Raw genomic sequence first — 12,895 nt, 5'->3', positions numbered from 1 at the left:
CACCCAGAGGACGAAACGCGATGTTAGGTTGCGGGTGTGGCTGAAGAACTGACATTCGACATCCCGGTGGGGGCCGGGGTGGGCACCCGCGCCAACGCCGGCGGTACGCCGGTGACGCCCAAGGACGCGGCGACCGTGATCCTCCTCCGCGACGGCGACCAAGGCGTCGAGGTCTTCCTGCAGCATCGGGTGAAGGGCATGCCGTTCGCGGGCGGGATGACCGTCTTCCCCGGCGGTGGCGTGGATTCCCGCGATGTCGACGCCTCGGTCAGCTGGGCGGGCCCGGAGCCCGCCTGGTGGGCGGAGCGCTTCCGGTGTGAGGAACCGCTGGCCCGCGCCTTGGTGTGCGCGGCCGTGCGCGAGACCTTCGAAGAGTCGGGCGTACTGCTCGCGAGTGCCGGGGACACCGTCGTCAGCGACGCGACGCGGTACCACGACGCCCGCGAAAAGCTGGTCTCTCGCGAACTTTCGCTCGCCGCGTTCCTGGCGGCGAACGACCTGACACTGCGCGCGGATCTCCTGCGCCCGTGGGCGAACTGGGTCACCCCGCCCGAGGAACCGCGCCGCTACGACACCTGCTTCTTCGTCGCCGTACTGCCCGAGGGCCAGCAGGCCGACGGTGCCACGTCCGAGGCCGTCGGCTCCGGCTGGCAGCGGCCGGAGGACGCCCTCGCCGACGCCAAGGAAGGGCGCCGCATGCTCATGCCGCCGACCTGGATCACGCTCGCGGAACTGGGCACCTTCGATTCGGCCGCCGTGGCGCAGGCCAGCGAGCGCGAGATCGTGAAGATCATGCCGACGCTGGTGCGCGACGGCGACAAGGTCCGCGTCGTATTGGACCCGGCGTGAGCGCCCCCGCGTACGGCGTGCTGCGCCAGGTCACGCCGACGGCTTCGGTGCTGTTGGAGCGCAATCCGTCGTCGATGACGTTGGAGGGCACCAATTCCTGGGTGCTGCGCGGTCCAGGCGCGGCCGGTTCCGTCGTCGTCGATCCCGGCCACGAGGACATCGAGCACCTGACGCTGCTCGCCGGGACAGGCGCCGTCGAGCTGATCATCCTGACCCACCACCATCCCGACCACGCCGAGGGCGCACCCTGGTTCGCCGAACGGGTCGGCGCTCCGGTGCGGGCCTTCGACGAGTCGCTGTGCGTCGGCGGCAAGTCCCTTGTGGACGGTGAGGTGGTCGAGGCCGGCGGCCTGGAGATCTCGGTGCTGCACACGCCGGGGCACACCGGCGACTCGATCTGCCTGCGTTCCGAGGGGCAGATCCTGACCGGTGACACCATCCTCGGCCGTGGCACCACCGTGCTGCACGACCTCGGCGACTACCTGCGGTCACTGCGCAAGCTCATCGAACTGCCCGACGGCACCACCGGGCTGCCGGGACACGGCCCCGAACTGCCCGATCTGGCCGCGACCGCGCGTGAATACCTGGCGCACCGGGAAGAACGGCTCGATCAGGTGCGTTCGGCACTGAAGGTCCTCGGCGCGGACGCCACCCCACGCCAGGTCGTCGAGGTCGTCTACGCCGACGTCGACCAGGCTTTGTGGGCGCCCGCCGAGTGGAGTGTGCAGGCACAGTTGGACTACCTGAGGTCGGAGGACGGCGAATGAGTGACGTCGAGGTCGAGTTCTACTGGCGGCCCGGATGCGGGTTCTGCGCCGCGCTGGAGCGGCCGCTGTCGAAGAGCGGCCTGAAGGTGAAGCGGGTCAACATCTGGGAGGACCCGGACGCCGCCGCGCGTGTGCGTTCGGTGGCGAACGGGAACGAGGTCGTGCCGACGGTCTTCGTGGGCTCGAAGGCGATGGTGAACCCCTCGTTCGCGGAGATCGAGGCCGCGGTGAAGGCCGCTTCGGCTTCCTGACGGCTCCGCGCTCGTGAGAGTTTCGGCGGTGGGCTGAAGGGGCCCTTCGCCGCATCGCATGCGGCGAAGGGCGCTTTCACCGCATGGCATGCGGTGAAGGGCCCTTTCAGCCCACCGGCGCCAGTAGTCGGCTACTTGCGGCGGTCTTCACGAGCTGCCAGCAGGTGCCCATGTTATGAACGGGACTTTCATTACAAAATTTGCAATGAAAGTCCCGTTCATAACATTTTTCAGCGCGGAAGCATCGGCATGACGTAGTACGTCAGGGCGACATCGCCGGGGTCGGTGGAGCGGATGACGCAGGCCCGCATCCCGGGCTGGATCTCGAGCCGCACCCGTTCCCCGGCGAAACCCTGGAGCGCGTCCAGCAGGTAGCGCGCCTGGAACGAGGGTGACGTCCGGCCGCCGGAGACCTCGGCCTTCAAGGTCTCTTCGGCCTCCCCGGTGTCCTGCTTCGAACTGGCCAGCCGCAGGTGCGCATCGCCGACCTCCAGCGTCAGCACCCGGCGCTCGTCCGCGTAGACGCCCACCCGGCGCACGGCGGCGGCCAGCGCGTCGGCGGCGACCTCGACCGTCGTGTCCACAGTGGACGACTCGATCAGCTTCTCCGACAGGAAACCCGCGTCGAGTACGGCGGTGGTGACAGCCACGCCCGCCCAGCTCAGCCCGAACCGGTTCCGGTCACCGTGCAGGCCGACGGTGCCCCGCGCCTGCTTCGCCGTCTCGGCCAGCAGGCCCGCCGGGACGAGCGCGTCGATCGGCTCTCCTTCGGAGCGCAGCGGCAGGGTGGCCACGGCCATCCGGTACCGGTCGGACGCGGTCAGCCGCAGTTCACGGCTGAAGCTCTGGACGCGGACGCCGGTGAACATCGGCAGCGCGTCGTCCTTCGCCGCCGTACCCGCGACGGTGCGCAACGCGGTCACCAAAGCGGATCCGTCCACTTCGGACACCTTGGGTGGCATCTCCGGGAGGTTCAGTTCCCGGCTCAGCAGCGGCAACGCGAAGCGGCCGCCTTCCACGCGCACGGCCAGCCGCGAGCCCTCGACGACCAGGCGCACCAGGTCGTCGTCGAGCATGCGCAACGTCTCCGCGAGCGGGCCGGCCGGGACGACGACCTCGCCGTCGGTGTGCACGATCGTCTCGGCGCTCAGGCGGACCGCTCGTTCACTGTCGCTGCCGCCGACGGTCAGCCCTTCCCGGCCGGCGCGCAGGAGCAGGCCGGACCGGGACGAGAGCAGGCGGGCGGCGGCGGAAACGGCGGACGAGAGGGAGCGGGTGGTGGCGGTCAGGTCCATGCCCGCAAGCTAGCGGGCGGCACCGACAAGTTCGGGCGTCTCGATGGCGGGCGCCGACGGCTTCGGGCGGAACGTGCCGCGCAGCAGCCAGACGACCGCGGCGAGCGCGAACCCGACAGCGCCGGCGGCGAGGAACGCCGCGTCGGTGCCCGCGTGCTCGACGAGGTAACCGCTGATCGACTGCCCGAACGCCAGGCCGAGCGTCACCGCGGTGAGCACCCAGCCGAACGCCTCGGCGGCCGTGCCCTTCGGCGCGGCGATCTCGATCGCCGCCGAATGCGTCGTCGACTGGGGCGTGATGAGCGCGCCCGCGGCGAGCATGGCGAGCGCGAGGCCCCAGAGCGACCCCGGCAGCGCGAGCAGCGCCACCAGCGCGCCGAAACCGGCGAGCAGCACCGGCAGCCGCAGGCCCATCTGCCGTGGCCACGGGCGCAGGCTGTACGCGACGCCGAACGCGACCGAGCTGACCGACCACGCCGAAAGCAGGAGTCCGCCGATCGAGGTGTTCCCGGCCTCGGTGGCGGCCGCGGGGACGGCGACCTCGACGAACCCGATCACCGCGCCGAAGCCCAGCGCGGCGAGCGCGAGCGTGCGCATCCCGGGGCTGGCCAGCGCGCCGAGCAGTTTGCCGCCCGACGACGGCGCCGGTCCCCAGGCCCGCACGGTCGGGCTCAGCGCGAACAGCACCGCGCCCGCGATCATGGTCAGGGAGCCGGTCACGATGCCGGTGCCCGCCCACGGCGCGGCGATCAGGAGTCCCGCGAATCCGGGGCCGAGGATGAAGAAGACCTCCATGCTGATCGCCTCGTAGGAGAACGCGGCGTTCCGCGTCGGCCCGGCGGGCAGCAGGCGTGTCCACAGTGCCCGCGAGGCCGAGCCGACCATCGGCTCGGTGATCCCGGTGCCGAAGGCGAGCGGGACCAGCACGAGCGTCGGCGCGTGGGCCTCGATCGCGAACACCAGCGCGGTCATCGCCAGCGCGAAGAGCACCGTGGTCGTCAGCAGCGGCCGCGTCGGCCCGAAGCGGTCGATGAGCCGTCCCTGGACGACCGCGCCGACGGAGACGCCGACCAGCGAACCGGCCGACACCAGCCCGGCCGAAGCGAAGGAGCCCGTCTCGCGCTGGACGTAGAGCAGCGCGGAAATGCCGATCATCGCGATCGGCAGGCGGGCGAGCAGGGACGCGACGACCGCGCCGCGGGAGCCGGGCGCGGTCAGCGCGGCCTTGTAGTCGGCGAGGGAGGTGCGGTGGCTCTCGGCGGGTTCGGACACAGACTGGGACACGCGTACCAGTATGACCTACTTTGGTACGCGAGTGCCAGATCCGTGACGGTAAGGTTTGTCACCCCCGTCTTCTGGGTACTTGGGAGCTTGAACCGCCTCGGTTCGTCTCGATCAGATAACAGTCGGCCGATTCTGGGTCATTCGGGGCAACAAATGGACCCAGATGGCGTCCTTGAGAGTGAAAGAACTTGAGTTCACGGCCGACGGCCGTGGATGGTTGTACAACAGCACACAGTCTCCAGCTCCCTCCGGCGTACGGGTCGGGGCCTTGTTCCGGAGGGCGGGGAGCGCGGATCGTCGGGGGATGGTCCGCGCACAGCGAAGAGCCGGTGCGCCACGTCGGGGGTGGCGCCCGGCTCTTCGTTGTTGCCGCGCGCTGTGTTTATTGCCGCGCGCTGACGGAAACATTCCGCAGGGCGCCGGACCGAAGTCAGGTCACGTGGGTGCTGAGGGCGCCCTGCAAAATGTTTCCGTGGGCCTTCGGCCCAAAAGAGGGCGCGCGGGGTGAAGTCTCCCCGTCGCGCTGACGCGCTTCCGGGGAGACAGTCCGCCGGTCACCTTCAGGGCTCGTCGGTCGCCTAGTGCGGCGCGTTCGGTTCTGCCGAGGGCGGTGTCGTCCCTTGTCGGGCGCGTTTCGTCCTCCGGATGCGGTACTTGAACGCGCAACTGCCGCAAGCAGAGGACTACTTGCGGCAGTTGCGGGTGAAGATCTCTAGCGAGCGCGCCGGGCCAGGCGCTCCGGGTCCAGGATGAGGACGCTCTTGCCCTCGAGTCGCAGCCAGCCGCGGTGCGCGAAGTCGGCGAGAGCCTTGTTCACGGTCTCGCGCGAGGCGCCGACGTACTGGGCGATCTCTTCCTGCGTCAGGTCGTGGGTGACCCGCAGCAGACCGGCCTCCTGGCTGCCGAACCGCTGCGCGAGCTGCAGCAGCGCGCGCGCCACCCGGCCGGGGACGTCGGTGAAGATCAGTTCCGCGACCATGTTGTTGGTCCGGCGCAGCCTGCGGGCGACCACGCGCAGTAACTGCTCGGCGATCTCGGGGCGCGTGGAGATCCACTGCCGCAGCGCCGGGCGGTCCATCGTCACCGCGCGGACCTCGGTCACGGTCGTCGCGCTGGACGTCCGGGGGCCGGGGTCGAAAATGGACAGCTCGCCGAACATGTCGGACGGGCCGAAGATGCCCAGCAGGTTTTCGCGGCCGTCGGGTGACTTGCGGCCGATCTTCACCTTGCCGGACTGGATGATGTAAAGCTTGTCGCCGGGTTCACCCTCGTTGAAGATGACATGCCCGCGAGGAAACTCCACGGATTCCAAGGTCTGCGCCAGCGCCTCGGCGGCTGCCGGCTCAACACCCTGGAAAATGCCCGCTCGGGCCAGGGTTTCGTCCACCTCGGGTGCCTCCTCATCGAGAAACGACGCCGATCCTCGTTGCCGGGGATCGTGTCGCCGATCACTTTTCGCGTCAGTCTAGGGCGTGCTGGCGAGATCGCCCGTCGGCTCGCCGCAGGCGCGTCCGTGCCGGGAACGATCTCGCTCGAACGTGGAGCCTAACTCCGCACGCGTCGCGCGCGTAGCCTGGCCGCCTTCCCGCCGAGCCTGCGCAGCCGGAACAGCTCGAGCGCGCGCCCGATTCCGTGCCCGTAGAGGGCCCTGACCTCGTTGGGCTGCGCCTGCTCGAGGAACTCCTCGACTTCGTTCTCCTGCACCGCGACGTGCTTGAGCCTGGTCTCCACGCGTTCCATGAACAGCGCGAAGAACATGATCACCAACGGGACGAGGATGACGAACCAGACTGTCATGAGCCCTGCCCTGGGAATTCCGAAAAACTGTGCATTACTCCAGATCCTCGCTCATGGCGTCCTCGATCGAAGCGCCGAGGTGGTGCTCTGGCGTGTCGGCCGACGACCGGTGGGTGCTCCCACTGGCTCGTCCGATGGCGCCCGTAGGCTATCGGGGTGCCTCCTGCCCCCACCAATGCCCCCCGTACGGGAGGCAAGGGTGAAAGCCGGCTCGCGTTGGTGAGACGCGCCAGGCGGATGAAGCGTTGCCTTGACGACGAGTTCCCGGACGCCCACTGCGAGCTTGACTTCACCACTCCGCTCGAACTGCTGGTCGCGGTCGTGCTGTCGGCGCAGACCACCGACGTCCGCGTGAACCAGGTCACCCCCGCGCTCTTCAAGCGCTATCGCACCGCCGCCGACTACGCCGGCGCCGATCGCGCCGAACTCGAGGAGTACCTCCGGCCGACGGGGTTCTTCCGTGCCAAGGCGAACTCGGTGATGGGACTGGGCGCGGCGCTGGTGGAACGCTACGACGGCGAAGTGCCCGGCAAGCTGAAAGACCTCGTCACGTTGCCCGGTGTCGGCCGCAAGACGGCCAACGTCGTGCTCGGCGACGCCTTCGGGGTGCCTGGGATCACCGTCGACACCCATTTCGGCCGCTTGGTCCGCCGCTGGGGCTGGACCGAGGAGGAGGACCCGGTCAAGGTCGAGCACGCCGTCGGCGAGCTGATCCCGCGCAAGGAGTGGACACTCCTCTCGCATCGGACGATCTTCCACGGCCGCCGCGTCTGCCACTCCCGCAAACCCGCCTGTGGCGCCTGCCCGCTGGCCAAGATGTGCCCCTCGTACGGAATCGGCCCGACGGAGTTCGAAGAGGCCGCGAAGCTGGTCAAGGGCGAAGAGCGCGAACACATCCTGGACCTGGCGGCGCGCCGGTGACGAAGGTCACCAAGCTGGCTCTCGGTGCCGCCGTGCTGGTGGTGGCCCTGATCGTCGCGCTGCTCACGGCCCGTGACGACGAGGGGCCCGTCAAGACATCGGGGGACCTCACGGCAGCCCGTGCGAAAGCCGGCCTCGCCGCTTGCCCGCCGCCCGGGCCGGGCGAGGTGGCGAAGCTGCGCGGGGTCGACGTCGAATGCCTCGGTGACGGCTCCCGGGTCGACCTCGGCAAGGCGCTTTCCGGCGGTCCCGTGCTGGTCAACCTGTGGGCGTCGTGGTGCCAGCCGTGCCGCGGCGAGCTGCCCTTGCTCCAGGAGTACGCGGCCCAGCCCGGTGCCGCGCGCGTGCTTCTCGTCCAGGTCGCGAGTTCCGGGGCCGACGGGCTGGCGATGCTGGCCGAACTGGGTGTCCGGCTGCCGTCCGTTTTCGACGGTGACGGGCAGTCGGGGCCGGTGCGGACGGCACTAAAGGTCCCTCCCTCTCTTCCGGCGACGTACCTGGTCACGGCGGGTGGCGACGTCCGGCTCATCGAGAACCCACGCGTCTTCCTGAACACTGAGCAGGTGCGCGCCGCAGTGGAAGGGACACCATGACCGGCCCTCTCGTGGACCCGGAGTCCGTGCCGTCCTGGCTGCAACCGCTGGTCAAGATCAGCCGGGACGTCGGCGCCGAAACGTTCAGCCGGTTCAGCGTGCCGCCGGACGCCAGTTATCGCCCGGCGTCCGTCCTGATGCTCTTCGGCGAGGGCCCGGAGGGGCCGGACGTCCTGCTCCAGCGCCGTGCCGACACCCTCGGCTCCCACGCCGGTCAGGTGGCCTTCCCCGGCGGAGGCGCCGAGCCCGGCGACGACGGCCCGGTCGGCACCGCCCTGCGCGAGGCGGAGGAGGAGACCGGCGTCGAGCCTTCCGGCGTGCTGCCGGTGGCGATCTTCCCCGAACTGTTCGTGCCGGTGTCCGGATTCGCCGTGACGCCGGTGCTCGCCTACTGGCGGACGCCGTCCCCCGTACACGCCGTCGACCCCGGTGAGACGGCGGCGGTGGCCAGGGTGCCGGTCGCCGAACTCACCGATCCGGCCAACCGGTTCCAGGTGAAACGGGAGGGCTTCGGCTGGAAAGGGCCCGCGTTCGACGTCGGCGGGCTGTTCGTCTGGGGCTTCACGGGCGGCCTGCTCGCGATGACCTTGTCGCTCGGCGGCTGGGAACGCGAATGGGACCACGGCGACGTCCGGGACCTTGACGTAGCGTTGGCCGAACATCAGGCGCGGGTCGACGGGCGGCAAGTGCCGGAGAAGGAGTAGTCGCCGTTGAACTGGGTTGACGTACTGGTGATCCTGCTCGCGTTGCTGGCCGGCGTGTCCGGCGCGTTCCAGGGGGTGATCATCGCCCTCCCCTCGCTGGTCGGAGTGGTGCTGGGCGCGCTCGCCGGGATCAAGATCGCGCCGCTGGTCGTCGAACTGTTCGAGCATCCGGCGGCGAAGGTCGCCTTCGCGGTGGCGACCGTGGTGTTCCTGGTCGCGCTCGGCGAGACCCTCGGTGTCTGGGTCGGGCGGAAACTGCGCCAGAAGATCAATCCGGACAAGCTCTCCGGCGTCGACAAGACGCTCGGCGCGGTGGTGCAGGCCGCGGTGGTGTTCGTGGTCGCGTGGCTGATCGCGACGCCGCTCACGGCGGTTTCCGGGGTGCCGGGGCTGGCGAAGTCGATCAACAGCTCGGTCGTGCTCGGCGGCGTCAACGACGTCATGCCGGAAGCGGCGCAAGGCTTCCCGAGCGAACTGCGCAAACTGCTGGACGCGTCCGGCTTCCCGTCCATTGTGGACCCGTTCCAGAAGCCGAACGTCCAGGACACCAGCCCGCCGGACACCGCGCTGCAGGCGAGCGAGATCGTCAAGCAGGTGCACGGCAGCGTGGTGAAGATCCGCGGCAACGCGACTTCGTGCTCACGGGCGCTGGAGGGCAGCGGTTTCGTCATCGCGCCGCAGCGTGTGATGACCAACGCGCACGTCGTCGCGGGCACCGACGAGGTCGCCATCGAGTCCACTTCGGGCAAGTTCGCGGCGCGCGTCGTCTACTTCGACCCCGAGGCCGACGTCGCCGTGCTCGCGGTGCCGAGGCTGCAGGCGCGGGTGCTCCCGCTGGCGCCGCGGGTCGCGCGGGCCGGCGACAACGCGATCGTGCTCGGCTACCCGCTCGACGGCCCGTACACCGCGACGCCCGCCAGAGTGCGCGGCCGGATCAACCTGCGCGGACCGGACATCTACGAGTCCAACACCGTGCAGCGCGACGTGTTCACCGTGCGCGGGCAGGTCCGCAGCGGTAACTCGGGCGGGCCGATGATCGACCCGGACGGGCAGGTCATCGGGGTCGTCTTCGGCGCGGCCGTCGAGGATCCGGAGACCGGGTTCACGCTGACGTCCGAACAGGTCAAGCCGGTGGTGGACACGGCTCCGGCGCTGAGCGCGAACACTTCGACGGGTCCCTGCGCGAACTAGCGTCCTTTCATAGCGCGCGAGGGCGGGGCTGAAGGGCCCTTTCCCCTCATCTCACGCGGTGAAGGGCGCTTTCGCCGCATGCGATGCGGGGAAAGGGCCCTTCAGCCCCCGGAGAGGCCTTCGCGCCACGAAGCGACGGTCTCCTCGACGTCCAGCGGCCGGGCCCGCAACACTGGACCACCCGCCGGACGCCGGTGCTCCTCGCGGATCCGCTCGTTCAGCTCTTCGACGATCTCCCGCACCCGGGCCTCGCGACGCACCTTCGCCAAGGTATCCGGCAGGTCGTCGAGCTCCTTGGCGATCGCCAGCGAAGGCGGCAGCAGCGCCGACACGTCGTGCCCTTCGGCGCGGACCTTGTTGACGACCCAGGCGAGCGCGGTGTCCTTGCCGTCGGTCTTCGGGAGCGGCTTCCCGGCCCCGGGCAGGTTGTCGAACTCGCCCTTCGCCTCGGCTGCACTGATCTGCCGGTCCACCCAGGACTCGAACGAGACACCCGTCGGTTTGCGTTCGGTCATGACTCCAAAATACGGAGGAAGTCCAGCAACCGCCCGGACGTCCGGTCCGGGGCCTCCAGATGCGGGAAGTGCCCGATGCCGGGCCAGCGCTCAAGCCGCGCGTCGGGGGCCCAACGACGCGACGCCGCCGCCGTCTCGGGCAGGACGCACCGATCGTCCTCACCGTGCAGTTGCAGGACCCGGGCGGCGAAGCGGCCTCGCAGCGCTTCGCTGAATCGGCGCCCTTCGCCGCGGAACTGCGCGCGGAACGCCCACCGGTAGTACTCGAGCGCGCTGTGCGGGACCCCCGGCACGAGCATCGCCTGCCGGAACGTCCGCACGGTTTCGGTGAAGTCCGCGGTGTCCGTCCACTGAGGACCGGACCAGGCGCGGAACAGCTCCTCGACGGCGAGAGCGTCGTCTCTGACCAGCCATTTTTCCGGCGCCATCGGGACTTGGAAGCGCAGGAGATGTCCCGACGCGCGCAGCTGTCCAGGGCGTCGCACCGCCCGTCGCAGGGCGAGCGGATGAGCGCCGCCCAGCACGCTGACCGAGGAGACCAGCCGGGGATGCAGCGCGCCCACCGTCCACGCGAGCATGCCGCCCCAGGCATGTCCGACGAGGTGGGCCTTGCGCGCGCCCAGTGCTTTGATCAGCCCGCCGACGTCGCCCGCGAGCGTCCAGGCGTCGTACCCGCGCGGGGGCTTGTCCGAATCGCCGTACCCGCGCAGATCCACCGCCACCGCGCGGAAACCGGCGTCGGCGAAGGCCGTCAGCTGGTGGTGCCAGGTCCACCAGAACTCGGCGAACCCGTGCAACAGCAGCACCATGGGCCCGTCGCCGAGTTCGGCGACGTGCAGCCGGATGCCGTTCGCCGAGACGTCACGATGAGTCCACGGGCCGTCGATCCGGACGATCGACGGATCCGGTGTCGCCCGCACCGCCTCGAAAACCCGTCAGCTGTGGTCGGCGGGGGAGTCGTCGCGGTGCGGTTTGAACGCGGCGGCGGTGTCCTTGAAGCTGTTGATCGTGCGCTCCGGCGCCTTGATCTTCTTCATCTTGCGGTAGCCGAGGAACCCCGCGACCGCCGTCGTGACGAGCATCAGCCCGAACACGATCAGGAACGCCGCCCAGCGCTGCAGGAACTCCGACAGCAGTTCGCCGAGGAAGAAAAAGAAGAAGAACGAGCTGTACAACCCGATGACCAGCGCGATCAGGAAGTAGATGGCGCCCTTGACGCCCTTCTTCGCCTCCGCGACGACCTCGGACTTGGCCAGCTCGACCTCGGCGCGGATCAGCGTCGAGACATGCTGTGTGGCGTCGCCGACGAGCTTCCCGAGGGACTGCTCGCTCGCTACCACGTCGTCATCGCTCGACAGGGGGAGGTAGGGCACGGCCCCCACGCCGTCGGGGCCGGTGCGTTCGTGCTTGGGGCTGCTCACACCGGTCATCGTGCCACGTGCCCTCATCACGGGCGCGGCGGACCGGCGAGTGTCGCGCCTCAATCCTCCTGAGCGTGGACGCGGCTGCGATGCATCAGCAGGGCGGCCCCCGCCAGCGAGGCGACGGCGGAAGCGATCAAGACGGCCGTCTTCGCCAGTTCGACGTCCTCCCCGTCGAGCGCGAGATCGGCGATCAGGAGGCTCACGGTGAACCCGACACCGCCCAGCATCGACAGCGCGCCGATGTCCCGCCAGCCCATACCCCGGGGTTTCTCCGCGAGCTTGAACTTCACGGCGAGCAGGCTGGCGCCGAAGATCCCGACGAACTTCCCGCCGACCAGACCGGCGAGCACGGCCAGCGGCAACGCCGTGGTGAAGACGGCTCCGAGCGAGTCGGCGTTCACGGTGATCCCGGCCGCGAACAGCGCGAACAGCGGCACCGCCACCGCGGCCGACCACGGCTGCAGCCGGTGTTCGAGCCGGATCGCCGGCGCGTGCTCCTCGCCTTCGTCGGCGCGGACGCGGGTGAGCAGGCCGAGCGCGACACCGGCGATGGTGGCGTGGACGCCGGCCGAGTGCACCGCGACCCAGGTGACGACCGCCAGCGGCACATAGATCCAGGCGCTGCGGACGCGGCGGTGCTGCAGGTAGGCGTAGAGCGCGAGGGCCACGACGGCGACACCCGCGGCGACGAGGTCGAACTTCGCGGTGAAGAGGATCGCGATGACGAGGATGGCGCCGAGGTCGTCGACCACCGCCAGCGACAGCAGGAAGACCCGGGCGCTGCTCGGCAGGTTCGACGCGGTCAGCGCGAGCACGCCCAGCGCGAACGCGATGTCGGTGGCGACCGGGATGGCCCACGCGCGTTCGATGCCCGGCGCGCCCCAGCCGACGGCGAGCGCGATCAGGGCCGGGACGACCATGCCGCCGATCGCGGCCACCACCGGCAGGATCGCCTGCTTGAACCGCGAAAGCTCGCCGACCACCAGTTCGCGTTTGAGTTCGAGGCCCGCGACGAAGAAGAAGAGCGCCAGCAGGCCGTCCTTGGCCCAGTCGCCGATCGTCAGATTGAGGTGGAGGAATTCGGGGCCGAGCTCGAAATCGCGAATCGCGCGGTAAATGTCTTCGATGGGCGAATTCGCCCAGAGCAGGGCGAGCGCGGTGGCCCCGAGCAGGATCATCCCGCCGGTGGTTTCGGTGCGGAGATAGCGGGCGAAGTCGGCGACGACGGCTTTCGCGGGGCGGTTGGGACCGCTGGTCACGGCATCCTCCGGATTTCGGCAACGACGAATACTGTTGCCGACCAG

The 12,895-nt window shown here is 69.8% G+C and carries 15 protein-coding genes; 7 read left to right on the top strand and 8 right to left on the bottom strand.

Features of this window, described 5'->3' with window-relative positions:
• Positions 1 to 36: 36 nt before the first annotated feature.
• From L324_RS34580 to L324_RS34570, 3 genes are read left to right on the top strand one after another with little or no spacing between them, the layout of a single operon-like run.
• Positions 37 to 849, top strand: coding sequence for an NUDIX hydrolase (locus tag L324_RS34580; protein ID WP_037318585.1), 813 nt, complete (start codon positions 37 to 39; stop codon positions 847 to 849).
• A complete protein-coding gene (locus L324_RS34575; RefSeq protein ID WP_037318582.1) occupies positions 846 to 1,616 on the top strand; it encodes an MBL fold metallo-hydrolase in 771 nt (256 codons plus the stop codon). The genes L324_RS34580 and L324_RS34575 overlap by 4 nt, the downstream gene beginning before the upstream one ends.
• Positions 1,613 to 1,867 (top strand): glutaredoxin domain-containing protein, encoded by a 255-nt coding sequence (locus tag L324_RS34570; RefSeq protein ID WP_037318579.1) that lies wholly within the window; start codon positions 1,613 to 1,615, stop codon positions 1,865 to 1,867. The genes L324_RS34575 and L324_RS34570 overlap by 4 nt, the downstream gene beginning before the upstream one ends.
• Positions 1,868 to 2,097: 230 nt before the next feature.
• Here the strand turns inward: L324_RS34570 and dnaN are convergent, their stop codons facing one another.
• The 4 genes from dnaN to L324_RS34550 all read right to left on the bottom strand — a co-directional run bounded on the left by dnaN (position 2,098) and on the right by L324_RS34550 (position 6,243).
• Complete coding sequence (gene dnaN, locus L324_RS34565) at positions 2,098 to 3,162, bottom strand: DNA polymerase III subunit beta (RefSeq protein WP_037318577.1); 1,065 nt, start codon at positions 3,160 to 3,162, stop codon at positions 2,098 to 2,100.
• Positions 3,163 to 3,171: 9 nt separating this feature from the next.
• The gene (locus L324_RS34560; RefSeq protein ID WP_037318575.1) at positions 3,172 to 4,446 is read right to left on the bottom strand and encodes an MFS transporter; all 1,275 of its coding nucleotides are present in this window, start codon (positions 4,444 to 4,446) and stop codon (positions 3,172 to 3,174) included.
• A 712-nt stretch (positions 4,447 to 5,158) separates the two neighbouring features.
• Positions 5,159 to 5,833: a Crp/Fnr family transcriptional regulator gene (locus tag L324_RS34555; protein WP_003081747.1), complete on the bottom strand. Its 675-nt coding sequence runs from the start codon at positions 5,831 to 5,833 to the stop codon at positions 5,159 to 5,161.
• 158 nt (positions 5,834 to 5,991) lie between these two features.
• Positions 5,992 to 6,243 (bottom strand): hypothetical protein, encoded by a 252-nt coding sequence (locus L324_RS34550; RefSeq protein ID WP_005166943.1) that lies wholly within the window; start codon positions 6,241 to 6,243, stop codon positions 5,992 to 5,994.
• A gap of 237 nt (positions 6,244 to 6,480) precedes the next feature.
• Here L324_RS34550 and nth point away from each other — a divergent pair, with 237 nt between their 5' ends.
• The 4 genes from nth to L324_RS34530 are packed head-to-tail and all read left to right on the top strand — an operon-like array spanning position 6,481 to position 9,652.
• Positions 6,481 to 7,164 (top strand): endonuclease III, encoded by a 684-nt coding sequence (gene nth, locus L324_RS34545; RefSeq protein ID WP_037318569.1) that lies wholly within the window; start codon positions 6,481 to 6,483, stop codon positions 7,162 to 7,164.
• On the top strand, positions 7,161 to 7,757 hold the full coding sequence (locus L324_RS34540) for a TlpA family protein disulfide reductase (RefSeq protein ID WP_037318567.1): 597 nt from the start codon (positions 7,161 to 7,163) through the stop codon (positions 7,755 to 7,757). The genes nth and L324_RS34540 overlap by 4 nt, the downstream gene beginning before the upstream one ends.
• Positions 7,754 to 8,461: an NUDIX hydrolase gene (locus L324_RS34535; RefSeq protein ID WP_037318563.1), complete on the top strand. Its 708-nt coding sequence runs from the start codon at positions 7,754 to 7,756 to the stop codon at positions 8,459 to 8,461. The genes L324_RS34540 and L324_RS34535 overlap by 4 nt, the downstream gene beginning before the upstream one ends.
• Before the next feature lie 6 nt (positions 8,462 to 8,467).
• Positions 8,468 to 9,652 carry a MarP family serine protease gene (locus L324_RS34530; protein ID WP_037318560.1) on the top strand — a complete coding sequence of 395 codons (1,185 nt, stop codon included), beginning with the start codon at positions 8,468 to 8,470 and terminating at the stop codon, positions 9,650 to 9,652.
• A 101-nt stretch (positions 9,653 to 9,753) separates the two neighbouring features.
• Here L324_RS34530 and L324_RS34525 read toward each other — a convergent pair whose 3' ends face one another.
• From L324_RS34525 to nhaA, 4 genes are read right to left on the bottom strand one after another with little or no spacing between them, the layout of a single operon-like run.
• Positions 9,754 to 10,167, bottom strand: a complete 414-nt coding sequence (locus tag L324_RS34525) for a DnaJ family domain-containing protein (RefSeq protein ID WP_037318554.1) — start codon at positions 10,165 to 10,167, stop codon at positions 9,754 to 9,756.
• Positions 10,164 to 11,087: an alpha/beta fold hydrolase gene (locus L324_RS34520; RefSeq protein ID WP_037318552.1), complete on the bottom strand. Its 924-nt coding sequence runs from the start codon at positions 11,085 to 11,087 to the stop codon at positions 10,164 to 10,166. Before L324_RS34520 ends, L324_RS34525 begins: the two co-directional genes overlap by 4 nt.
• Before the next feature lie 15 nt (positions 11,088 to 11,102).
• Positions 11,103 to 11,597, bottom strand: coding sequence for a phage holin family protein (locus tag L324_RS34515; protein WP_152547079.1), 495 nt, complete (start codon positions 11,595 to 11,597; stop codon positions 11,103 to 11,105).
• 50 nt (positions 11,598 to 11,647) lie between these two features.
• On the bottom strand, positions 11,648 to 12,850 hold the full coding sequence (nhaA, locus tag L324_RS34510) for a Na+/H+ antiporter NhaA (protein ID WP_037318550.1): 1,203 nt from the start codon (positions 12,848 to 12,850) through the stop codon (positions 11,648 to 11,650).
• Positions 12,851 to 12,895 lie beyond the last annotated feature (45 nt).

Source organism: Amycolatopsis orientalis DSM 40040 = KCTC 9412 (assembly GCF_000478275.1).
Classification (GTDB): Bacteria; Actinomycetota; Actinomycetes; order Mycobacteriales; family Pseudonocardiaceae; genus Amycolatopsis; species Amycolatopsis orientalis.
This window is presented reverse-complemented; position numbering and strand designations above follow the sequence as displayed.

Excerpts from the sequence above, each read along its gene's own strand:
- L324_RS34570 (WP_037318579.1), top strand. The coding sequence starts at position 1,613 with ATGAGTGACGTCGAGGTCGAGTTCTACTGGCGGCCCGGATGCGGGTTC.
- dnaN (WP_037318577.1), bottom strand. The coding sequence starts at position 3,162 with ATGGACCTGACCGCCACCACCCGCTCCCTCTCGTCCGCCGTTTCCGCC.
- L324_RS34550 (WP_005166943.1), bottom strand. The coding sequence starts at position 6,243 with ATGACAGTCTGGTTCGTCATCCTCGTCCCGTTGGTGATCATGTTCTTC.
- nth (WP_037318569.1), top strand. The coding sequence starts at position 6,481 with ATGAAGCGTTGCCTTGACGACGAGTTCCCGGACGCCCACTGCGAGCTT.
- L324_RS34535 (WP_037318563.1), top strand. The coding sequence starts at position 7,754 with ATGACCGGCCCTCTCGTGGACCCGGAGTCCGTGCCGTCCTGGCTGCAA.
- L324_RS34525 (WP_037318554.1), bottom strand. The coding sequence starts at position 10,167 with ATGACCGAACGCAAACCGACGGGTGTCTCGTTCGAGTCCTGGGTGGAC.
- L324_RS34515 (WP_152547079.1), bottom strand. The coding sequence starts at position 11,597 with ATGACCGGTGTGAGCAGCCCCAAGCACGAACGCACCGGCCCCGACGGC.